General features: G+C 44.9%; 23 protein-coding genes and 1 other annotated feature (1 of these 24 cut by a window edge). Of the genes, 13 read left to right on the top strand and 10 right to left on the bottom strand.

The window, feature by feature from the left end; all coding sequences use genetic code 11:
- Positions 1-79 (bottom strand) — a binding site (T-box leader); it reaches 181 nt to the left of the window's first position.
- A 151-nt stretch (positions 80-230) separates the two neighbouring features.
- Complete coding sequence (locus ACQ5DJ_RS14840) at positions 231-572, bottom strand: hypothetical protein (RefSeq protein ID WP_144617552.1); 342 nt, start codon at positions 570-572, stop codon at positions 231-233.
- Between the two features lie 179 nt (positions 573-751).
- Between ACQ5DJ_RS14840 and rlmD the strand changes: the two genes are divergently transcribed.
- Positions 752-2,134 carry a 23S rRNA (uracil(1939)-C(5))-methyltransferase RlmD gene (gene rlmD, locus ACQ5DJ_RS14835; RefSeq protein WP_429843143.1) on the top strand — a complete coding sequence of 461 codons (1,383 nt, stop codon included), beginning with the start codon at positions 752-754 and terminating at the stop codon, positions 2,132-2,134.
- Between the two features lie 67 nt (positions 2,135-2,201).
- Here rlmD and ACQ5DJ_RS14830 read toward each other — a convergent pair whose 3' ends face one another.
- Complete coding sequence (locus ACQ5DJ_RS14830) at positions 2,202-2,783, bottom strand: type 1 glutamine amidotransferase family protein (protein ID WP_429843142.1); 582 nt, start codon at positions 2,781-2,783, stop codon at positions 2,202-2,204.
- Positions 2,784-3,063: 280 nt separating this feature from the next.
- Here ACQ5DJ_RS14830 and ACQ5DJ_RS14825 point away from each other — a divergent pair, with 280 nt between their 5' ends.
- The 8 genes from ACQ5DJ_RS14825 to ACQ5DJ_RS14790 all read left to right on the top strand — a co-directional run bounded on the left by ACQ5DJ_RS14825 (position 3,064) and on the right by ACQ5DJ_RS14790 (position 10,836).
- Positions 3,064-3,771, top strand: coding sequence for a DNA alkylation repair protein (locus tag ACQ5DJ_RS14825; protein ID WP_429843141.1), 708 nt, complete (start codon positions 3,064-3,066; stop codon positions 3,769-3,771).
- Between the two features lie 269 nt (positions 3,772-4,040).
- A complete protein-coding gene (locus ACQ5DJ_RS14820; RefSeq protein WP_429843140.1) occupies positions 4,041-4,745 on the top strand; it encodes an ABC transporter ATP-binding protein in 705 nt (234 codons plus the stop codon).
- A 2-nt stretch (positions 4,746-4,747) separates the two neighbouring features.
- Complete coding sequence (locus tag ACQ5DJ_RS14815) at positions 4,748-7,072, top strand: ABC transporter permease (protein ID WP_429843172.1); 2,325 nt, start codon at positions 4,748-4,750, stop codon at positions 7,070-7,072.
- 126 nt (positions 7,073-7,198) lie between these two features.
- Positions 7,199-7,591, top strand: coding sequence for a DUF1259 domain-containing protein (locus ACQ5DJ_RS14810; protein WP_429843139.1), 393 nt, complete (start codon positions 7,199-7,201; stop codon positions 7,589-7,591).
- A 148-nt stretch (positions 7,592-7,739) separates the two neighbouring features.
- On the top strand, positions 7,740-8,540 hold the full coding sequence (locus ACQ5DJ_RS14805; RefSeq protein ID WP_429843138.1) for a TatD family hydrolase: 801 nt from the start codon (positions 7,740-7,742) through the stop codon (positions 8,538-8,540).
- 177 nt (positions 8,541-8,717) lie between these two features.
- The gene (locus tag ACQ5DJ_RS14800; protein ID WP_429843137.1) at positions 8,718-9,038 is read left to right on the top strand and encodes a HAMP domain-containing protein; all 321 of its coding nucleotides are present in this window, start codon (positions 8,718-8,720) and stop codon (positions 9,036-9,038) included.
- Between the two features lie 204 nt (positions 9,039-9,242).
- Positions 9,243-9,776 (top strand): RNA polymerase sigma factor, encoded by a 534-nt coding sequence (locus tag ACQ5DJ_RS14795; RefSeq protein WP_429843136.1) that lies wholly within the window; start codon positions 9,243-9,245, stop codon positions 9,774-9,776.
- Positions 9,760-10,836 (top strand): hypothetical protein, encoded by a 1,077-nt coding sequence (locus ACQ5DJ_RS14790; RefSeq protein WP_429843135.1) that lies wholly within the window; start codon positions 9,760-9,762, stop codon positions 10,834-10,836. Before ACQ5DJ_RS14795 ends, ACQ5DJ_RS14790 begins: the two co-directional genes overlap by 17 nt.
- 193 nt (positions 10,837-11,029) lie before the next feature.
- Here ACQ5DJ_RS14790 and ACQ5DJ_RS14785 read toward each other — a convergent pair whose 3' ends face one another.
- A complete protein-coding gene (locus ACQ5DJ_RS14785) occupies positions 11,030-11,773 on the bottom strand; it encodes a suppressor of fused domain protein (RefSeq protein ID WP_429843134.1) in 744 nt (247 codons plus the stop codon).
- Positions 11,774-12,363: 590 nt separating this feature from the next.
- Between ACQ5DJ_RS14785 and ACQ5DJ_RS14780 the strand changes: the two genes are divergently transcribed.
- Positions 12,364-13,155 (top strand): aminoglycoside adenylyltransferase domain-containing protein, encoded by a 792-nt coding sequence (locus tag ACQ5DJ_RS14780; RefSeq protein WP_429843133.1) that lies wholly within the window; start codon positions 12,364-12,366, stop codon positions 13,153-13,155.
- Positions 13,156-13,269: 114 nt separating this feature from the next.
- Positions 13,270-13,833, top strand: a complete 564-nt coding sequence (locus tag ACQ5DJ_RS14775) for a hypothetical protein (protein ID WP_429843171.1) — start codon at positions 13,270-13,272, stop codon at positions 13,831-13,833.
- A gap of 40 nt (positions 13,834-13,873) precedes the next feature.
- On the opposite strand, the gene ACQ5DJ_RS14770 is transcribed toward ACQ5DJ_RS14775, so the two are convergent.
- Entirely contained in the window at positions 13,874-14,830 is a 957-nt protein-coding gene (locus ACQ5DJ_RS14770) for a helix-turn-helix transcriptional regulator (protein WP_429843132.1), read from the bottom strand.
- A 115-nt stretch (positions 14,831-14,945) separates the two neighbouring features.
- Between ACQ5DJ_RS14770 and ACQ5DJ_RS14765 the strand changes: the two genes are divergently transcribed.
- Positions 14,946-15,884 carry a Gfo/Idh/MocA family protein gene (locus tag ACQ5DJ_RS14765; RefSeq protein WP_429843131.1) on the top strand — a complete coding sequence of 313 codons (939 nt, stop codon included), beginning with the start codon at positions 14,946-14,948 and terminating at the stop codon, positions 15,882-15,884.
- Between the two features lie 49 nt (positions 15,885-15,933).
- Here ACQ5DJ_RS14765 and ACQ5DJ_RS14760 read toward each other — a convergent pair whose 3' ends face one another.
- From ACQ5DJ_RS14760 to ACQ5DJ_RS14735, 6 genes are all read right to left on the bottom strand, one after another.
- Complete coding sequence (locus tag ACQ5DJ_RS14760) at positions 15,934-16,659, bottom strand: DsbA family oxidoreductase (protein WP_429843130.1); 726 nt, start codon at positions 16,657-16,659, stop codon at positions 15,934-15,936.
- Between the two features lie 134 nt (positions 16,660-16,793).
- Complete coding sequence (locus ACQ5DJ_RS14755; RefSeq protein WP_429843129.1) at positions 16,794-17,435, bottom strand: ABC transporter ATP-binding protein; 642 nt, start codon at positions 17,433-17,435, stop codon at positions 16,794-16,796.
- Positions 17,432-19,087 (bottom strand): ABC transporter permease, encoded by a 1,656-nt coding sequence (locus ACQ5DJ_RS14750; RefSeq protein WP_429843128.1) that lies wholly within the window; start codon positions 19,085-19,087, stop codon positions 17,432-17,434. Before ACQ5DJ_RS14750 ends, ACQ5DJ_RS14755 begins: the two co-directional genes overlap by 4 nt.
- Positions 19,088-19,089: 2 nt before the next feature.
- On the bottom strand, positions 19,090-20,178 hold the full coding sequence (locus tag ACQ5DJ_RS14745; protein WP_429843127.1) for a Fe(3+) ABC transporter substrate-binding protein: 1,089 nt from the start codon (positions 20,176-20,178) through the stop codon (positions 19,090-19,092).
- A gap of 149 nt (positions 20,179-20,327) precedes the next feature.
- Complete coding sequence (locus ACQ5DJ_RS14740; RefSeq protein WP_429843126.1) at positions 20,328-21,731, bottom strand: sensor histidine kinase; 1,404 nt, start codon at positions 21,729-21,731, stop codon at positions 20,328-20,330.
- Complete coding sequence (locus ACQ5DJ_RS14735) at positions 21,728-22,405, bottom strand: response regulator transcription factor (protein ID WP_429843125.1); 678 nt, start codon at positions 22,403-22,405, stop codon at positions 21,728-21,730. The genes ACQ5DJ_RS14740 and ACQ5DJ_RS14735 overlap by 4 nt, the downstream gene beginning before the upstream one ends.
- A 155-nt stretch (positions 22,406-22,560) precedes the next feature.
- Between ACQ5DJ_RS14735 and ACQ5DJ_RS14730 the strand changes: the two genes are divergently transcribed.
- Positions 22,561-23,097, top strand: coding sequence for a superoxide dismutase family protein (locus tag ACQ5DJ_RS14730; RefSeq protein WP_429843124.1), 537 nt, complete (start codon positions 22,561-22,563; stop codon positions 23,095-23,097).

The raw sequence follows: 23,097 nt of genomic DNA, 5'->3' as shown, positions 1-23,097 counted from the left end.
GGCGGCCATTCTTTCAGCACGGGGAACGGCTCTCTGCACGCTGCTTATTGTTTCTACTCTTCCTTTTCAACGCTCATACATACGAACTATTCGAATTAGTTAAACATTCTACGCCGAAACCCACAAGTTGTCAATCTTCTTGTTATTTGACAGGAAAACCACGACAAAAAAACGGGTTCCTTTCGAGCTATTGCACTCACAACGGTACCCGTTTTTCTATTGGCTACATCCTATACTGCTTCGTAAATCGCTTCGTAACGCTTGCCGATTTCTTCATCAGTCAAACCAGCTTCACGCAGACGGCCGATCAGTGCATTTGCCCAAATCTCAGTGCGCTGCGCCATTTTTGCGTATTTTTTCGCTTCCTTGGTTTTGCGCTTGGAACGATCTTCACCGTTCGACTTGAGGTTGTCGAGGATGAACAGCATGTGCATGGTATCTTCCTCGTTCAACGTTTCCCAGCTATCGTTTAGAAACGCAGTTACCTTTTTGTAGTAGCCATCAAACTCGTCAAAAGAAATCTCAGTATCCATGTTGAGATATTCTTTCATTTTTTCAAATAGATCTTGCATCTAGCGTCACAACTCCCTCATTATTCTCCGCACTATTATAACAAAAACAAAGCTAGACAGGAAGTTGCCATTATCTGTGATGCTTTGAGAAGCACTCTAGACCTTCTTGCATACATGCAACGTCTCTCGTAATGCTCTATAATAGGGAAATACTGAATTGCTTGAGGAGAACGGAACAGATGACAATGCATAAAAAAGAACAAGACGCCAGCATCCGTGTCGGCCAGCAAATGACGCTCACAATCAAGAGCTTGGGCATTAATGGCGAAGGGATCGGCTATTTTAAAAGAAAAATCGTTTTCGTAGAGGGTGCTCTCCCTGGCGAGGTCGTCCATGCAGAGGTGACCGAGGCAAGAGAAAAATACGCGACCGCGCGTCTTTTACGAGTCGTTGAAAAATCAGCATCTCGTACAAAGCCCCCCTGTCCAGTCTATGCGGAGTGTGGCGGATGCAGCTTGCAGCACATGGACTATGCCGCACAGCTCGCGAGCAAGCAGGAAATTGTCATCGAGTCACTGCGCAAGTACGCTCGAATGAATCAGCCACCAGTCTCCCCTACGATTGGTATGGACAACCCGTGGTCGTATCGAAATAAAGCACAGTTTCAGGTGGGCAAGGAAAATGGCAAGCTCATCGCTGGACTGTATCAAACAGGTAGCCACAAACTCGTCAATTTGGAAGGCTGTCAGGTGCAGCATGAAGCGACAACGAAAATCGTCCAAACAGCGAAACAAATCATCGAAGAGCTCGGAATTCCGATCTACGACGAGAAAAAACGGACGGGCGTCATTCGCACGATCGTCGCTCGTGTCGCTTTTGCTACGGGTGAAACGCAATTAACACTAGTAACGGCCACCCCAGAAATCCCACGGGTGAAGGAGCTACTTTTGGAGCTCCGTACGAGACTGCCTGAACTGGTAGGAATCGCGCAAAACGTAAACACGCAAAAAACGTCACTCGTTTTTGGTGACAAGACAGTATCCTTATGGGGCAGGGCTTCCATTGCTGAAAAGTTGGGTGAGCTTTCCTTCGACTTGTCTGCTCGTGCCTTCTTCCAATTAAATCCCGAACAGACGCAAAAGCTGTACAATCAGGTCAAAACGGCTGCTGGACTGACCGGAAAAGAGCTTGTCCTCGATTTGTATTGTGGTACAGGGACGATTGGCTTGTGGCTCGCTCCTTATGCCCGCGAGGTACGTGGGATCGAGCTGATTCCCGAGGCTGTCGAGGATGCCAATCGCAATGCAGAGCGTAACCAAGCGTCGAATGCCAGCTTTCACGTGGGTCGTGCCGAGGTCTTGATGCCGAAATGGGCCAAACAAGGGACTCGACCAGATGTCGTCGTAGTCGACCCGCCGCGGACTGGGCTGGATGATGCGCTGATTCGTTCCTTGCTGGATGTGCAGCCGAAGAAGATTGTGTATGTGTCTTGTAATCCTTCTACGCTGGCGAAGGATGTTGGGAAGCTGATGCAGCGTTATGAATTGAAGAGTGTGCAGCCGGTGGATATGTTTCCGCATACGGCGCATGTGGAGAGTGTGACGTTGCTTCAACTTAAATGAGTATCTGAATAAAATAGGAAAGCACCCAAGCATGTATGCTTTCGTGCTTTCCTATCAACCCAAACTATTAGGAGGGAAAATAGCCCTTTTTAAATAATTCGTACCATTGATTCAATTCTTCGCCTTCTAATACGCCCAATCTCTCCAAAATATGTCTTGAAAACTCCAATGCACCGCTTCCATTCGCAGTGATGAGATTCTCGTCACGGATTGACTGACCGTCTACATAATGTTGATCTCCTCTGTAGTTCGGAGCTCCTTCCTTCAAATAAGATAATGTATTGCCTGTATGTCTATGATTGTCCAAAAACCCGTGATTCCCTAGAAAAGTCGTAGCATCACAGATGGCAGCGACAGGAATATCCTTGCTCACACAATACTCAACCACTACTTTTGCTTGCTGATTCTTTTCTTCTCTCCATCCCGTTCCGCCAGGTATGATTAACATGGCGATATCCACATTCGGATCGAATTCGCTTACGCTATAATCGGGAAGGACCGTTAAACCACCCATCGAAACTTTCGGTTCCTGATCAATGGCGATTGTCTTTACCCGATATCCTGTTCCTGGCTTGTTTACCTCAGAACTGACGTAACTTGCCTCCCAATCAGCAAAACCATCCGTAATAAAAATGAACACTTCCTTCAAAGTGATTCCCTCCTTGTCATGTTTTGTACAAATGAATTGTAAAACAACTTCACTGACAGTTATGGTCAGGAAAGAATGGTTGAGAGTAATTGGCGAAAATGAGCAAGCATGCCTTAACAGTTCGTCACAGATAAATATGTTCCTGTTCTGAAGTAAAGTAATCCAATATGAAAAAACTCGAGTTCCTTTGCGAGAGAAAACAACGAAAGAATAACATGAGTCATGGATTGGTTGGTTATAATCTTAAGGGAAAACCCGCCAATGAAAGAAGTGATATACGATGGATTTAGAAACGGTCATGCAAGAGCTGGAAGCTCTCGGCAAGGAACGAACCAAGAAAATTTATCTATCCAATGGTGCTCACGAACCACTTTTTGGCGTGGCTACAGGCGCTATGAAGCCCATGGCGAGAAAAATCAAGATCAATCAACCCTTGGCTGAGCAGCTTTACGCTACCCGGAACTACGACGCCATGTACTTTGCCGGTGTGATCGCAGACCCAAAGGCAATGAACAAAGCGGATTTTGATTGGTGGATGGATTCAGCTTATTTTTATATGCTGTCCGATTATGTGGTTGCAGTAACCCTATCTGAAGCAGATATTGCCCAAGAAGTTGCCGATCACTGGATCACAAGCGGCGAAGAGCTCAGAATGTCTGCGGGCTGGAGTTGTTACTGCTGGCTTTTGGGTAATCGCCCAGATCGTGAATTTTCCGAAAGCAAAATTGCCAATATGCTAGAAACTGTGAAAAATACGATTCACGATTCTCCCGAACGAACAAAATACGCTATGAATCATTTTATTTACACGGTGGGGACTTCCTATTTACCCCTCCACGAAAAGGCGATCGAAATCGCAAAGACAGTAGGTCCGGTAGAAGTCCAAAAAAACAAAGCAAAAAGCAAGTTCCTAAACGCTTTCGAACATATTCAAAAGGCAGTAAGCAAAGGTCAGCTTGGCTTCAAACGGAAACATGTGCGGTGTTAATCTCGTTGGATTAGGAATGACTCAAACGGAGTAGCCTTTTAGAGGTTGCTCCGTTTGATTTTTTTGCGAGCAAGCCGAAGCCCTTCTATTTGTAATAGTAGGGGAATGTGAAGGCGATACTGGTCGTGTAGAGGCTTTTTTCTTACAAGCGAGATCAAACTCCTTCTCGAGACCGATATCAAAATACATCGACTGCGGGATGTAACTACTCCCTATTGGTATATTATGGTATCTAAGTCTCGAAAATACGGTACGAGGAGATGTATTCAGTGAAGACGTTAATCGAATTCAAAAAAGTAACGAAAGAATACAAAATCGGAGAAGTGCCAATCAGGGCACTGAATGGTGTTGATTTTTCCATTGCAGAAGGAGAATTCGTCGTTATTTTGGGTGCAAGTGGCGCTGGTAAAAGTACGATTTTGAATTTGCTTGGCGGAATGGATACGGCTTCCTCCGGTCAAGTATTTGTTGGCGATCAAGAAATCACCAGGTTCAACGAAAAGAAATTAACGCAATACCGCGGTGAGAAAGTTGGCTTTGTCTTTCAATTCTATAACTTAATTCCGAATTTAAACGCTCTCGAAAATGTTGAGTTTGCCACGGAAGTATGTAAAAACCATCTGGATGCGAAAGAGATTTTATATAAGGTCGGATTACAAAATCGTATGAAAAACTTCCCTTCTCAGCTCTCTGGTGGTGAACAACAAAGAGTTGCAATCGCGAGAGCTGTTGCCAAAAATCCTTTGCTTTTACTATGTGACGAACCAACCGGAGCTTTGGATTATGTGACAGGTAAGTCCGTCTTAAAGCTTCTCCAGGATTTGAACAAAGAAACGAAAAAGTGCGTCGTATTGGTCACACATAATTCCGCCATTGCTCCTATGGCTGACAAAATTATTAAGGTAAAAAGCGGAATGATTGAAAGCGTTACCATGAATCGTGAAAAGCAAAGTGTGGAAGGAATTGAGTGGTGATCATGAAATTATTTTTAAAATTAATAAGGGATATCAAACAATCGATCGGGCAATTTATCGCCTTTGTTTTGGTTATCGCCGTAGGAGCCTTTTTCTATGGGGGGCTAGTAACTTATAGCAATAATCTTAGTGCTTATACAGAAGGTTATTTTCAAGAACATAACTTAAGCGACCTACATGTATTTTACAAGCAAATTTCCAAAAATGATGTCGCTGTTTTAAGTGAAATAGAAGGCATTAAAAAAATGGAAGGACGTTATACCTTTGATGCCACGCAAGCCTTTGAAGGTGAGAAAGCTTCTTTGAAAATTCATTCCATCCCTGTCAAAAACGAAATAAACACGATTGCTATGATTGAGGGCAGAATCCCGTCAAAAAAGAATGAGATAGTAGTAGATTCTCGTTATGCGAAAGCACATCTTTTTCAAGTCGGTGATGAAATCCGTATTCGTGCGAATGAAAGAAATCTTACCTTTACCATTAGCGGCTTGGGTGAGAATGTCGAACATGCAAAAAAGAACGAAATACAAGACCATAAAACCTACGGAGTCGCTTATATTGCCGAAGAGACAATCTCTGAAATCTTAGGTGGCACCTCCTATAATGAAATCATGATCGATGCTACAGAAGGTTACGATATTGATAAATTAGGTCAATCCATTGAAGCACAATCCAAACACCTTACGTATGTAAACCAAGTAAGTAAAGAACGGACTTTCAGCTATTCGAAAATAAATGAAACGATCCATAATAATAAATTGATGAGTATGGTCATCCCTTTCGTTCTCTTTTTGATTGTAGCGATTATCCTGTTTCTTACCATGTCGAGAATGATTGATTCTCAAAGAAACCAAGTAGGGATTATGAAGGCTTTAGGTGTCAAAAACAGAAACATCATGCTTCATTACATGGGATACCCTGTGCTGGCAGGTATCATAGGTTCAATCATAGGTTGTGCTATTGCCGCTCTCGTATTTATTCCATTCGTAACTGCATCGAGTGCAAGAGCCTACTCTCTGCCTGGCATTACATACTCCCTTTCTTTTTATTCTTTCATTCCTCCCATTATTTTCTCCAGTGCTTTTGGAATCCTAGCGTGTTACCTGAGTGGTAGAACCATATTAAAAGAACGTGCAGCTCATGCTATGCGTCCTAAACCGCCAAAGAAGATGAAATCGCTATTAATAGAAAGAATTCCGGGTATTTGGAGTCATCTTTCTTATAGCTACAAACTCATTTTGAGAAATATTTTCCTAAATAAACAAAAAGCCTTAGCGAGCTCAATTGGTGTTGTTGTAAGCACGGTCTTATTAATAACGGCTTTTGGCACTCAATCTGCCTTGCAACAAGTAGCTAGCCAAATCGAAGATGTTTATATGTATGATTTACGAGTAGATTATGCGATGGAAACATCTACGGATACGATAAAGCTCCCCTCCGGTATAAAAAATCGTTATTACTTATCCACCTTTCCTGTTGAATTTATAAAAGGTGATGAAAAAGATAATGCCACTCTCATTGTTACTGAGAAAGAAAACTCTCTCATTCATTTCTTTGACGAAAATGATAAACGGATCACTTTAGAAAATAATGGTGTGCTCGTACCAAAATCTTACGCAGACAAATATCATATTTCACCAGGAGATATCATCCATCTAACTTTCAAAGCACCAGAGCTTAAAAACAAATCTGTAGAGATGAAAGTTTTACATATATCTACGCAGTATTCGAATCCTTCGTTTTATATCACACCAGACTATTTAGAGAGCTTTGGCATAGACTACAATCCAACCTCGCTTTTCGTTCAAGCAAATAGCTCTGTAAATCTTAATAGTGTTCGTAACTTCTTTGAACAAGATCCTCATGTAGAAAGCATCTCAGATAGAAATGATCTAAAGAAAACCGCTGAGTATATTTTGAAACAAAACAATTTTGTCTTTATCATGTTTATTGTTTGCGCCGTCATCCTCTCTTTTGGCGCGATATACACTATCTCTTCTATCAACATATATGAAAGGAATCGCGAGCTTGCAACCCTTAAGGTATTAGGCTATCAAAAACATAAAATAAACAGACTTATCTTTTTTGAAAACATGATACTCACTACATTTGCGATCCTTGTAGCTATACCGATAAGTGGTTACGTTTATTCCATGATTGTCAAAGCACTGTCTAGTACCCATCAACAAATCCCGGATCAATTAAATATTCCTATCCTGTTCGTTTCTGTTATTCTTGCCTACTTGCTTACGATTCTGTCCAGCTTGCTACTTCGGAGAAAAGTAACCAACATAGATATGATTGAATCATTAAAAGGAGTAGACTAAAACCTTGGAAAGGCTAAGTGTTTGCGTACAAACCAACGCCAGAGGAAGAAGCACAATGGGCCACCATCCGTTTCCATCCCTTACCTGTCTACATAGGATAAACAAAAACCTGGGAGGAAACGAGGAATGCCCAAAAAAGTCTCGCTTTGTGAGCAGTTCTCCAGAATTATCAGGGGGCAATCTGGCTTTGCTGGGGGAAAATGTGTCTCGACCATTAATCGAAATCAAGTAAAAGCGACCATTTTGGGAAAAAGATTTCGTGTAACGTCTTCTTTTTCATTCGAATCCTTCAATCAAAAAACGGGTAAAGCCCTTTGTTTAGGGAGAGCCGCATTCCTACAGAAAGAGGTCAATCCGTTCATTACAGCCATTCGGAATCAAGGCATAAAAGTCTCGTCTATCCATAATGAATGGTTATTTGATCGTCCCCGCTTGATATATGTAAATATTGAAGCAGTTGATAGACCTCTTGCTTTCGCAAGAAAAGTAAGGCGAGCATTAGATGCCATTCCTTCATGAGAATAGGAAGAAACGAGTCCTCTCTGTCACCGCAGGGAGGATTTTTTCGTCTATAGAACATAACAACTCGATCCGCTATAATGAAAAAAACCAAAAATAGGTATTATAGTGAAATTTAGTTCGTACTCACACCTCTTACTAGAAAGGATTGATTCTCTTGGATACACAGATCATCGATATAGGCGTAAACCTGATGCACCGCTCCTTTCACCAGGATCGCGATGAGGTCGTTGCCAGAGCAGAGAAACAAGGAATTTACCCATTAATTTTGACAGGGACAAGCTTGAGAAACAGTATGGATGCCTCTCGATATGCGAGTCGCTCCAAAGGAAAGCTATACGCTACGGCAGGTATTCATCCTCACGATGCCAAAAGCTGTGATGAATCCACAATCAAGAAATTAAGAGAACTGGCTTCTCTTCCCCATGTGGTAGCAATTGGAGAGTGCGGGTTGGATTATAACCGTGACTTCTCCCCTCGTGATATTCAAAGAAAGTGGTTCATTGAACAAATTTCCCTAGCTACAGAACTTCAACTGCCGTTGTTTTTGCATGAACGCGATGCTCATCTTGATTTTGTCTCGATTTTGAAAGAGCATCGTCAAAATATCAATCGTGCGGTTGTACACTGTTTTACTGGAACCTCCAAGGAATTGGATACTTATTTAGAATTGGACTTTCATATCGGGATTACGGGATGGATTTGTGATGAACGGCGTGGGAAACATCTTCGGGAGCTTGTCAAAAAGATTCCCTTGAATCGTTTGATGATTGAAACGGACGCGCCATTTTTAACCCCTCGTGATTTGAAAGAAAAGCCTGTGGATGGTCGGAATGAGCCAATGTATTTGAGACATATATTGCACGCGGTCGCACAATGTATGGGGTTGAGCCCAGAGGAAGTGGCCAGCGCTACTACCAAGACTGCGAAAGAATTTTTTCATGTATAGGTAGTTTTCACAAGAGGGACTCGTGCCCTCTTTTTCATTTTGTGACAAGGCAATGAATATAGAGCATTTCACAAAAACGTCGCTGTCCTCGTTTCAGGAAAGCTGCCTGCTCCCTATGATGTATATACAATGGTGTAGCTATACGAGATAACAGATGGGATTGCTGCCTGGAAGCAAATGAAAAACATGCTGTTTTTCGCTGGCTTGATGGTATCTGTTTTGTTTGCTTTTGGTCTTCACTTATTGCTCTATCAATTATTTAAGCCACTCTCACAGATATCACTAACATCCCGTCAAATCGCGGCTGGTGCATATGATACCCGTCTTCCCGTGTCTGGACAAGACGAGCTGACCGAAATGGCGGAAAGCTTTAATCACATGGCAAAGGAAATTCAGAGTCAAATCCAGCAGTTAGCGACAGCCGCTCAGCAGAAACAGCAGTTTATCGACAACTTTGCATCTGGATCATGGACAAAAAGTAATTATGGTCGAAGATAATGGAAAAGGAATTTCGGCAGAACTGAGCTTTTCCTCTGAACCGGGGAAAGGGACCATAGCCAAACTGCTATTCCCCGCCTACTAGATCTATACGAGAGAACAACGACACCTGACTGATCTTCCGGGGTGTCTCATTTTTTTCATGAAAGTGAAAGATTGTCAGCAGCTTTTCCGTCTATACAGTGACAAGGAGGTGTAACACCAGTGGAGGATCATACTGGCGCACGAATCGAGCAATGGTTTCACTCATACAGCCAGGATGTATATCGATTTCTCGTCTATTACACGGGACGAACCGATATCGACGATCTTGTTCAAGAGACCTTTATTCGTGCCCTCAAAGCCATACACGACACAGAGGTTGAGAATCCCAAAACGTGGCTGTTTGCCATAGCACGAAACGTAGCCATAGATGAAAGGCGCAAAACAAAGCTAATCAGCTGGTTGCCGGATATCTTCTTGCAGCATCTCGTATCGCACGACAAAACACCGGAAGAGTCGCTTATGTTAAGTGAAAACAAGCGTCTGCTCTATGAAATGATCAATCAGTTAAAGTCTTCTTATCGGGACGTGTTGATACTCAGAGGGATCAAGGGATTATCAAGCAAGGAGACTGCGGAGGTTTTGGGATGGAGCGAAGCCAAGGTCAATCTCACAATGCATCGAGCGATAAAGTCGATTCAAAACAAACGAAATGTTTCGATTGCGGAGGTGATGAACGATGCCATCACGAGATGAGCAGGTCGTTCTGGAAGAATTGAATCAATTCCCTGAGCAAATCCTTTCCCGAGAACGAAGCCAAGCAATATTAGAGGGGGTGCGAGAAGAAGGAGGTAGACTTCAAAAAGTGAACAAACGAAAAATGTACTATGGATGGATGGCAAAAGGGCTAATCACCTGCGGCCTGTTGCTCGGTTTTTTCTGGATGAAACCATTTTCTACCCCGGCAGAATCAACGAGCAGTGCAGCCTTGACTCCTGAAGAACAAACGTATTTTGCGGCTGCTCAAAAAGCCGTACAAGAAGCGAGTGGCATTCAGAAGACCTTCCCATTTGGGGAGATCGAGAAAGACAATGAATCCTATATGGTACAGACAAAGAATAAAGAAGCCAGAGAAGCCCTCGTAACTTTTAAGCCTGGTACCACAGAGGTTCTTACCGTCTTTGCGCGGTTTGCGATCAACGAATTACCCAAGCCCTATCATCAATATGTAGAGACTGCACAAGAAGCATTTAAGGATACGAAACAACAGGTTACCTTCCAAAAAACCAATTTTTTCAAGAGCAAGAAGGAAGCGTATTTTTCCTTTTGGACAGAAGATAGACAGAACGTCAAAGTCGATTTCCTAACAAATAAAGTGACTGGTTTCACATTGTATTACAACCTAGAAGACGTCGATCAAAAGATCATCTCTATCGCGCAAACAGCCTTGATGCGTTTATCCAATGAAAAAAATCTTTCCTTTACCAACGCCCAAAAACGTTCAGACGAAAGTGAAGATAAATGGTTGCTCATTAATGAACAAAAGAAATATGAAGTAATGATCGGAGCAAAAACAGGTCAAGTGTATCTTGTGAACCATGTAACAAATAACTATAAGATCAAAGCACTGAATGAAGTTATTCCCGTAACTAAGCCGCTTATTCAAGACATTTTTGGCATAGACATCTCTGGGTATACGGCTTACGGCGGCCGGGACTGGGGCGGCTACATTTTGAGAAGTCCGGGGAAACCAAGTTTCTCCATTCAGCTTGCCAATGTGGATATTGGCAATATTTATCGAATTGAAATCGAATAAGGGGCAACGGGTTCTATATTCGTATATGGAACCCGTTTTCCTTCTCCATCTCCATCGTACTATTGTTATTCAGGTCTTTTGCTGTTGCCACTCGAAAATGAATCATCGTTTGCCTCCAATCGAATCAATTATTAGATTATTCTAACATCTTACAAGAAAACCCCTTTAGCTAAAGGGGGGGAATTCATCTATTTTACTTGCACGTATTTATTCGATTCGGATTCAAAATCAGCGCATCATCTTCCAGCTCAAACAATTTATCCAACAGTGCATCCATGCCATGCTCCAATTTATATTCCATCTCTTCTTTATACAACGGAATCAAGAAATAGGCATGAACCTTGTTCCCATCCTTGGTGGGAATGACGCTGATCTCTTCGGATAGCTGAAACAGAAGGACTCCATTTAAGCCCGTGCCATCTGCATACGGTTCATAGTCCTCATAATTCGGTATCGTATGTCCGTATCCCAACCACGTATTGTACTGGTGAGGAAAACGAGCCATTTGTTTCATCAGCCTGATCGGCCAGTAGTTGTTTTCATCCTGTAGCGATTCTTGTGTCAACTCCCAGGAAGCCGGCAAAAATATCATCATTTCTGCTCGATCGAAATTCTCTTCCATCTGCTCCTGTATTTCATCCGGGATCGTCATCGGTAAATCACTCATCCCAGTCGTATACAGAACCCAAAATGGTTCTTCTTCTGTAGGACTCATCACATTCACATCAATATGTATCATATCGGAAATAATTTCGTGAAAAACACTGCTTTCTCTTCCCGCAAAAACCGTTTCAAAGTGGGCAACAATTTCTTCTACATATTCCATGGGAGCTGGGGGTTCATAATCAGCTTGTTCGTTATATGTGTAAATTGTGGTGCCGTCCTTTGACTTTTCTCCGTTGTTCGTACCACCGAATAGCTTCTTGAAAAAATTCATCGCAAATCCTCACCTTCTCATCATTTAGACGCTGGTTCCTCTCTATTGTATCGGCATGAGATACACCCAACATTTACCTTATCTTTGTAACTCTTGCAAGAGAATTTCGAATCAACTTACACAAAAAAAGAGGGGCACCTCTCTAGCGCTCCTCCCATGTCCTTCTTATTTCAGCACAATATAATACCTAATCTCTTCTTTATCTACCTCGAATCCAACCGATTTGTATAGAGACAAAGCAGATTCATTCGTCGTTTCCAGGTTGATAATTGACTCACAGTCATACCCCTTTCAAAGTCGGGGAATATCACGGGTTGGCGGGCTACTTACGCGAGTTCCCCATCAAAAATTTGCCCTTTGTTAGCATTTGTCCAATCACAATAAACGCCTTCCTTAACAATTGTGACCATCTGAATTATCATATCGTGCACCTTCTCGGCTATCAACGATTTTCCCATCAGGCAGGAATTCATCTTGCGAGAAAATCAAAAACCAAGTAAACTTTACCTCATTTACTGGAGGTATGAAAATTATGGAAATGATCAATTTCACAGGTGACTTCGAAAAAGTTGGGGAGAAGGAGTTTCTTTATGGACACGAGAATCCCGGAAAGTGTTAGACCTTTCTTACACGACTATACGCAACGACTCATGGCAGAACTGCCTGATGTCATCTGCGGTGTCTATTTGTATGGCTCGATTGCTCTGTCAGGCTTCGAGGAAAATAACAGCGATATTGATTTTGTAACGCTCTTGCATAGAGGGTTAACGAATGCAGAAATCGAAACGCTCAAGAACATCCATCATACTCTCCATAACGCCAACCCACTCGCTAAAAGAATGGACGGCATGTATATCAAGCTGGATGACATCGGAAAAACCAATCTATCCTTGGAGCCTTATCCTTACGTTGACAGTGGGACATTCAAATCATCCGGCCACTATGATGTCAATCATGTGACGTGGTGGATCCTCAAGCATCAGGGCATTACCGTTATGGGGGAAAGTGTTGAAGTATTACACATCCCTACCCAATGGTTTGATGTCGGGGAAACGATGAAATACAATGTACATGATTATTGGTCACCAAAAGGAAAAAGTATGGTGAAATTCATGATCGATGAGTGGGTAGAATTCGCCGTTTTCACCTTATGCCGAATCTATTACTCCCTCATCCATGAGAATATTATTCCGAAGAGAAAAGCCGTAGAACAGGCTCTGCAAGAACTCCCAAATGAATGGCATCTTTTACTGAAAGAATCCTTGCGAATACGCTACCAACCAAACGAACCATCTTTATTTTCGAACAGATTCAAGCGGGCAAAGGAAACCCAGCGATTTATTCGCTATATTTGCGAGCTGTCGACTAGTAAGACGGAATAATACCCTAATGGATCATCCCAAAACACCACCTTGGACCAAAGAAAGCGTACAGCGAGCCGAAGCTCTACGGCAAAGCCGCTTTACATAAGGAAGGAGATTTGCTTTGTGAAGATCATGGAGCATTTGCACCTCGATCATTTTAGACAAATGGAACAACTCGAGCTTCAATACTATGATGCTGAATTTATTACACCTTATGAAGAGAGCTACAATTGGTATTTGTTTCGTCCCGATTCGGTCGTTGCGATTGAAGAGAATGGGCACATCATCGCTTTTATGAACCTGCTTCCCGTCAAGCCGCATATCTACCAGCAAATTGCGCAAGGGACGTTTAAAGACAGCCTGATGACGACTGCGGATATCGAAGATTTAACTACTTCTCCCGCGCAAGTCTATTATTTTCTGTCCTGTGTCGTTGTCGATCAATCTTATCGGAAAAGCCCTGCCTTACGCATGATGCTGCATCATTATCTCGATGTACTAGCTCATGTTGAGCAAAGTGGCTGCCGCATCCAATCGATCATCATGGACAATATCACAGAAGCAGGTAATCGGTTCGCTCAGCGCCTTTGCATGAAGCATGTCTGTATAAGCGACCACGACTCTCATATACATGCCTCGGACTATGAAAGCTTCAAACAGCATGTGCATGTGAGTTACCCCATGCTTTCCCGCTAAAGGCTTCGCATCGACTTGATGCGAAGCCTTTTCGCGTATGCTACGTATAAAGTGCCATCATTTCTCGCAGTCTCTCTTTTGCAAAAGCTCTTAATTCCGCTGGCTCTACTACCTCCATATGTCCGATCATATCCAAAATATCGCGACATGCTCTTTCATAACTATACAAATTAATCGTCAATTGCTCGTACTCTCCCTGCTGCTCAGCGGAAATCACCTCCAGCTTCTCTCGCATGGCCAGCTTTTCAGCATGCAATCTGATCACTACAGGAAAATATTCGACTTCACGACAAGCCTGCTTGAACGCCGCCTCCTGATTCGTCCAATAACCTGCCAACGAAAAGCTCTCCGGAATCTCGAATGCCTCCTCCCTTACATGAACAGAAGGAATCCGCTCGCACTTGAATGTTCGAACCGCCTGCGCATTTTCGCAGTAAGCAACGAGATACCACTCCGTTTTTTTCACGACGAGACCATAGGGACATACCGTACGTGATGAGCTACTCCCATCCATTTTGCGGTAGGCAATGACGACTTTGCTTGATCGCCAAACTGCTGTCCGCAAAACCTCCTGATGCGGTATGACTACTCTCTCTTCCCACCACAGCGTCTCATCGAAATAGAAACGCTTCTTCGCTTTCTCGATATCCGGCCGATAAGTCTGCGGCAATGTCTTTTCCAATTTGAGCAAAGCGGACCTTAATCGGTGTCCAGTCTCGGTATCCTGCCCGACATGAATCCCCATCCCGGTCAAATACAAGTGCACGACATCATCGACGTACAGCTGTTTCAGATTGACCGTATATCCTTCCATCAAATAAATTCCACCGCTAGGTCCCGAAGTTGCCGCGATCGGAATCCCTGCCTGGGACAGTGCGTCAATATCCCGATAAATCGAGCGAACAGACGTCTCCAGTGCTATAGCGAGTTCTTTTGCTTTCATTTTTCCTCTTGATTCGATCAGCAGCAAGATCGCAATCAATCGATGCAGTCTCATCTCCAGCCTCCACGAAAAAACGACCACTCTATTTTTCAACGCGGTCAAATTGATGACACGATGCTGTCAACAATACAAAGATATCATAGAGCTATCATTATGGGAGGGATGCAAGATGAATATCGCAGTATTAGGAACCGGATTTGGTGCGTACCATGCGCATCTGCTGAAAAAAATGAATGGTATAGATAGATTGGTAGTATTCGGTCGAAATGAATCCAAGCTACAAAAGCTACAGGAAGAGCTGAATGTGGAGATTACGAAGCATATGGACGAGATCATGCGAGATCCTACTATCGATGTCGTGGATATTTGCTTGCCTTCGCAGCTGCATCGGCAATTCGCAGTAGAAGCTCTCGAAAACGGAAAGCAAGTATTCTGCGAAACACCGGTTTGCTATACGCTAGACGATGCACAAGCCATGAAACACGCAAGGGACCGATCGGGGAAAATGCTGTTGGTGAATCAGTTTATCAAATTTGACCCGGCGTACGCCTACCTTCGCAGCGCTCAGACAGAGAACAAGTACGGACAGCTCCTCTCCCTCTCGCTCAAACGAGAAACAGCTCCTTTATGGGGGGATCTAGGCTTGTCCTCCATTACAACCAATCTGATGATCCACGAGCTGGACTTCGTCACGTGGCTGTTCGGTCGCAATGCCAGTATGAGCGCATGGGGGACAGAATCATCGGATAAAAAACAGTCCATCGTCCACTCGCACTTTCATTACCCTGATGCCCATGCTGAAATAGTCTCCTCCTCGCAGATGCCGACCTCGTACCCATTCACTGTCGGTTACGAGGCGTACTTTGAGAAGGCAAAGCTCGTCTTTCAGGAAGCTGACAACCAAGGTAAGACGGAATCTTTCTTAGTAGAATACACGTCCTCAGGCAAGAATGAGCTCGTTCTCGAACCCTTCAATCCGTATGAAAAAAGCTTGCGTCATGCCATTCAATGCTTTACGAACCATACAAAATCGATTATCGATGTTGATCATGCAATTGTGTCTTTGGAGCTCGCGCTTGCACTACAGAAACAGCTTGCACGCCAGTAAAGAAAAAAACCGACTCCTTATTAGGAATCGGTTTTAGCCTAACTAAACCTTATATTTTGCAGGAGCCATCTGCGCAATTGTCGCCAGATTGCTCGTCTTTTTTCTCGTCATTCTGCACGAATTTCAGAGCAGGAGCGGCGCTTTCTTCTTCCCATACCTGGTTCAATGCGCCTAAAAAGACTTCTCCTGGCTGCGCGCCAGAAACGGCATATTTGTTATTAATGACAAAGAACGGTACACCTGTGACACCCAAATCGTTGCCTCTTTGTTTGTCCTCTTGTACTTGCTCTCTGTATTCGTCTCCCGCCAGCATGGCGAGCGTCGCTTCCTTGTCCAAGCCTACCTCAGAAGCAAGCTGTGCCAGCACCTCGTGGTCACCGAGATGGAGCGATTCCGTAAAGTACGCCTTCAGCATTCGCTCCTTCATTTCCTTCATTTTTCCATGGGCATGCGCAAAGTGCGTCAAGCGATGCGCATCGAATGTATTGGTCGGAATCATCGTGTCAAAATGATAGTCGAGACCGACGCCTTTTGCCATTTGGGTTACTTGGTCATTCATCCCCTTGGCTTGTTCGAGCGGAATGCTATACTTGGCTGCCAGTACTTCATGCATGTCCATATCAGTATCGCGTTCCATCTGCGGGTCGAGCTGGAAGCTGCGATATACGACCTCTACTTGATCCTTATTCGGAAATTGAGACAGCGCTCCTTCCAGACGGCGCTTTCCGATATAGCAAAACGGGCAGGCAAAATCAGACCAGATTTCAATTTTCATGTTCCATCCTCCTCTATTTGAACGGTGCTGACCAAAGACGGCAGACCGCACACTACAAAATTCGTCGTATGCACATTATACAACAACGTACGGTACGACTATGCACTTTGGAGGCTGAAAGCTGCACTTTGCCCTTAGCGAGTCATTCGAATGATGCGATCACATATTGTTTCCGCATCTGCTTTGTCATGCGTGACCAGGATCGAAGTCATCTTGGCAGCTCGGAGCATTCGCTTCAAGTCATCGCGTATTTTCGTTTTCAGCTCGGCATCCAGATTACTGAACGGCTCATCCATCAACAAGATAGCCGGTCTAGGTGCCAGTGCACGCGCAAATGCGACACGCTGCTGCTGCCCACCACTCAGCTCATGCGGATATCGCTTGCCGTAGCCTTCGAGCTGTATGAGCGCCAACATCTCTTGCAAACGAACCAGACGCTCTGCTTTGGATAAGCGATGCAGACCGAACAAGATGTTTTGCTCGACAGTTAAATGAGGAAACAGCGCATAATCCTGAAAAATCATACCGATCCCGCGTTGCTCTGGTTCCACAAACTGCCCCTGATCGACCAACACTTTCTCATCGATCTGGATACGTCCGCTCTTGGGCGACTCCAGTCCGGCTATCAATCGAAGCAATGTACTTTTTCCGCAACCGCTATTCCCGAGCAGCCCGACAACTTCCCCCTGCTCCATCTGCAAGGAAAAATCCCGGATGACGCTGCCGTTCCCGCTTGCATAACCAAACGTCAGGTTTTTCACTTCAAAAAAAGTCATTTTGCCTGTCTCTCTCCTAACCAGTGATAGAAAATAACGGAGACGATCCCCACCGCAATAATACAGAGCGACGGAATCGCGGCCTGATGAATTTGTTCATCGCTTGCATATTGGTACGCCTTTGTTGCCAGCGTCTCGAAGTTATAGGGACGAAGGAGCAAGGTAAGCGGCAATTCCTTCACGATTTCCATGAACACCAAGATAAAACCAGTGAGCACAGCCCCTTTGATTAGTGGCAAATCCACCTTGAAAAAGGTTCGTGTCATACTCATTCCGAGCATACGTGACGCTTCTGAATAGCGGTTTCCCGTCTTCTCAAACCCTGCCTCGACTGCATTGAATCCAACTGCAAGAAAGCGGATGATGTAGGCAAACGTCAGCATGAACAAGGACATGCTGAGTACCAGCTTGTTTGCGCCCAAGCCCAACCAGCTATAGAAGGAACTCAGTTCTTTATCTACAGACATCACCACCGCCATCACACCGATGGACAAGACTGCGCCCGGAATGGAATAGCCCATGGAAATCAAGCGCGTCAATGCCACAGCGAATATCGAGCCTCGGGAGAATCGGATGACATTCGCTACGATTACCGCAAGCAGCATCAAGATGGTGATGGAGATACAGGAGATGAACAGCGTATTGCTCAAGAGCTTCCAGAAGGTCTCGTTCAACACTTCCCCATACGTCCACGTCGCCCAGACACTCAACTGCACAACAGGGATCACAAATGAAAACGAAACAATAACCAATCCGAAGATGATGGCAGCGTACATCGGGATTCCGCGCAATTTTCTGCGTGTGAGCGGCGTGCTCCTGTTCGTAGGCGAGCTGTATTTTTTCCGCTTACGCACGAGTCGTTCGACGATAAAGATTCCGATGATCAACGTCATGAGCCAGGCGGCCAAACGGATGGCCGATTCTACGTCATACATGCCAAACCACGTCTTGAAAATCGCCGCTGTAAAAGACTGAATCCCAAAATGCTTCGTCACTCCAAAATCATTGAGCACTTCAAATGCCACAAGACTGGCTCCACCGACGATGGCTGCCTGTGACATAGGCAGGACGATGCGAAAAAAGATATGCGTTTGGTTTTTCCCGAGCAATCTGGCATTTTCAATGAACACAGCACTCTGCTTTTCAAGAAAGGTTTTCGTGATCAAATAGACGTACGGGAACAAAAACAGAGTGAAAATAAAAATAGCGCCCTTCATCGACAGAATGTCAAAGTAGCGTTGATCGAGCGTCAGCCCGAATGTATCACGCAAAATCGTCTGAATGCTCCCCGTGTAGCTGAGCATGGAGCCGTACGTGTATGCTGCGATATACGGAGGAATCGCCAGCGGCAGTACAAAAGCAAATGAAAAAAAGCGACGTAATGGAAAATCGTAGGCAGCGACCAGCCAGGCTAGCGTCACACCTACGATGATCGTACAGGCTCCGGTACCGAGCACGAGCCATAACGATTGCAACGCGTAATCCAACAGCATGTACTCTTGGATATGCTGCCAGTTTTCATTCTGTTTTTGAAAGAGTCCGAAAAAAATATAAAGAGACGGGAGAAGGGCCAAAAAGGCCCCTATCACGCTCAGCGTTACCCACCCGTTCAGTTTTCGTCTCAGGCTTCTACGCAAAAGTGCTCCCGTCATGCTTATTTCCAACCTGCTTGATTCAGCAGTTCTACCGCTTTTTTGTTATGCTCGCCGAGCTTCGCAAAATCGAGCTTTTGCGTTTTGAATTCTCCCCACTCTTTCAAGAGAGCAGGCTTGTCAGCCTCTGCATTGACAGGGAACTCGTAGCTTCCGTTTGTCAGCATCGTTTGAGCGTCTTTCCCTGTGACGAACTCAATCAATTTCACGGCATTGTCCTTGTTTTTCGCGTGCTTGGTCAAACCAATACCGCTGATGTTCAAGTGTGTGCCTGTCGTTTCTTGGTTCGGGAAGAAAACGCCGATGTTTTGCGCGACTTTTACTTCCTCTGCATCTTTGGAGTTCAGCATTTGTCCAACATAGTAGGTGTTCATGATCGAAACGTCACCGACTTTGGCAACGATAGCTTTTGCCTGATCACGGTCTCCACCTTCAGGCTTGCGCGCGAAATTGTTTACCAGACCCTTTGCCCAATCCAAGGCAGCCTGCTCGCCATTCAACTCAATAAAAGAAGCAACGAGTGACTGGTTGTACAGGTTGGAAGAAGAGCGTACCAATACTTTGCCTTTCCATTTATCTGTAGCCAAATCTTCATACGTAGACAACTGCTCAGGCTTCACGCGATCCTTCGCATAGACGATTACACGCGCACGGGTAGCCATACCGATCCATTGGTTGTCAGGATCACGCAGTTCTTTCGGTACGTTTTTCTCTACTTCAGCAGATTGAATCGGTTGCAGAACGTCATTTTGCTTCGCGTAGTTCAGAACACCACCGTCAACCGTGATGAACAAATCCGCTTCGGAGCTCTCTCCTTCACGCTTCAAGCGCTCAACCAGCTCTTCTGCTGTACCCTTCACTTCGTTTACCTTGATGCCTGTTTGCTTCGTGAATTCTGCGAACAGTTTGTTATCAATATCGTAATGACGCGCAGTAAATACGTTAACGACTTGCTCTGTAGTGGCTGGCTCCTGTGCCTTTGGTGCTTCTGTTTGCGGCTGGGCAGTATTCGCGCCGTTTCCGCATGCAGCAAGTAAAGGCAACGTCAGCATTGTGCTCAGCATGACTGCCAGCATCGATTTTTTTCTCATTTTGACTCTCCCTCTCTATCGCACTGATTATTGATAATGAATATCATTGCCAATTGACAAGGCTTATTGTAACGAACAAAAATGAGAAAATGCTGTGAAAATAAAAAAACATCCCTAATTATTTTTAGCAATATGTGATCGGGTGATATTCATTGACGAAGCGGTACAAAAACAGTCACTGTTGTCCCTTTCTGCTCCAGACTCTGAATCGTTATGCTGCCGTTGTAACGCGCAAGCAATCGTTTGGCAATCGCCAATCCGAGTCCGTACCCGCTCTCCCCGCTATTTCTCGCTTTGTCTACCCGATACAATCGGTCCAAGACATACGGCAAATCCTGCTCGGGTATGCCGATTCCTTCATCTATGATTTCCATACAGGCTACATTTTCTTGCACCTTGGCCCTCACGCAGATTCTTCTGCTCTCCCCGGAATACTTGACCGCATTATCCAAAAGGATCAGTAGCACTTGCTCCAGGTGTTCTTCTGATATGGCAAGGATTTCTCCAGCCAAAGGCGCAAGTTCTTGCTCGATCGTAAATGTCGGCTGAATCATGGCGAATTTCTTGATCATGTGACAGACAGCCCGATCCGGATCTCGGAGCTCGACATTCTCTTCTATCTCCACATGCTCTGCTCTCGTCAAAACGAGCAGCTCCTGCACCAGTCCTTTTAATCTGGCGAGCTCTGAAATCGATGTCTGCAAGGATTCCTCCAAAACAGCTGGTTCATTTTTGCCCCAGCGCCGCAGCATTCCCAGATGCCCTTCGATAATCGCGATCGGCGTGCGCAGCTCATGTGAGGCATCTTCGACGAATTGTCTCTGCTGCAAAAAGGACCGCTCCACCTGATCCATCATTTTATTGAACATTTTCATCAAGGTCGCAATCTCATCCTGATTATCGTGAAACTGCACACGTTCATGGAATCCTTTTTGCCGGACGTTGCTCATCGTTTCATTCATCGATTGCAGGGGCTTAAGCAACTGCCGCGCAAGCAATCTGCCACCCAGACCGCTTATGATCACAGCGGTCAAGCACCCAATTGCCATGACCTGAAAAAGCGCACCACTCAACTGCTCAAACTCTTTCATATTCTTCAGAATCATGACTGTCCCGTTAAATTGAAAGATCGTAAGCGGACTGCTCATGATCAACAGGTCGTCACGCACTTCTTGGGTCTGGGTGCGAATCGACTGAACAGGCGGAAGCGGTGGCAGTGTGATATCTTGAAAGTTTTCCGAGACCACGACAATCGGATTACCCACTTCGTCCAGAATGCGAATCATCTGGTTTCGTTGATTGATTTTCTCCAAGAAGCTGCGCAGCTCTGCGAGGTCCTCCCCCTCAAAAGATTGCTCTTTTTCCAGCGCGTAGTTCAGGAACTCTCGCATCGTCTGTTGCACAACCTGCTGCTCTTTATTAAACATCCACTTCTCAACAAAAAAATATTGAAAGCTATTATAGCCAATGAATACGAGAAAAAGCAGAAGTGACGACCAGAGTGTCAGCTTCCATTTGATCGGGAGCTGCAAGAATCTCGATGGGCCTCTCATTTTCGCATCACGTAGCCAATCCCGCGTACAGTCGAGATATAGCTGTCCTCATTGGGAGAATCAATTTTATTGCGCAAATACCGAACGTACACATCGACAACATTGGTCTCGACAGCCGCCTCGAATCCCCATACGGTATCGAGTAGCACATCGCGAGGCAGGACTCGATTGATGTTTTTCATGAACGTCACGAGCAAATCGTACTCTCTTTTGGTCAACTCAACAGGTTGATTATTTTTGGTGACGATACGTCCCTCCATTTGGACCACCAGCCCTCGGTGCGCAAGCAAGGTTTGGGGGACATTCTCCTTCTCTTCCTGGCGGCGAAACACAACACGTATGCGTGCCAACAACTCCTCGATCGCGAATGGTTTCGGTATATAATCATCGGCACCACTGTCCAAGCCTGAGACGCGATCCGTAATACTGTCTCTGGCTGTCAGCATAATAATCGGCGTTTTTTTCACGCTGCGTATTTTTTGACAAACCGCTATACCATCGAGCCCCGGAAGCATAACGTCCAATAGTATGACATCCCATTCTTCCTGTAAAGCGAGCTCGAGTCCTTTATGTCCATCATGCGCGACTGTAATCGCAAACGATTCATAGCGCAGCTCCAGTTCAATAAATCGGGCCATATTGATCTCATCTTCTATCAGCAGCACTCTTTTCACGTTTTGCCCACCCTTTTGCCCATGCCGGGGAATTCCACCTGATTGTAGATGAAAATAATTATCAGCGTCAATGTTCTCCTGCGCAGCCTAGTAACCATGCGCCCACCACTTACATAAGATATGTCAAACTGGATTATGAACTAAGGTGGTGTAACATGTACGGATATCAGCCTTACGAATACCCCTATGAATATGACTTACGAGCCGTGTCTTCACAACATGGACGGAGAACAGGACAATCTTTTGCCGAAATCCAGGGTGGTCCACTGGCACCGAACCTGCATGGTTACGTCGTATTTACCGATGTCCCCTACGGAACTGAAGTTTTCGTGGAAGTCAGTGGTCTCCCCAATTTCCGGCCTGCTTCCGGCAATCACCTGCAAATCGGGCCCTTCGGATTTCATGTGCATGAGCATGGCGTCTGTACGGTAGGAAATCCGGAAGATCCCTTTACCGCAGCAGGCAGTCACTGGAACCCCACGCACCAGCCACATGGCAATCACGTGGGCGATTTCCCCGTGCTTTTTTCCAATGACGGCTATGCACGAATGACTTTTTTCACAAACAAAATCAGTGCAGCCGATGTGGTCGGCAGAAGCGTGATCATCCATCAAAGTCCCGATGACTTCCATTCGCAGCCGGCAGGAAATAGCGGAAAACGACTGGCATGTGGATTGATCTACGCTGGATAA

The sequence above is a fragment of the Brevibacillus sp. FIR094 genome (assembly GCF_050477165.1).
In the GTDB taxonomy this organism is placed as follows: Bacteria; Bacillota; Bacilli; order Brevibacillales; family Brevibacillaceae; genus Brevibacillus.
This window is presented reverse-complemented; position numbering and strand designations above follow the sequence as displayed.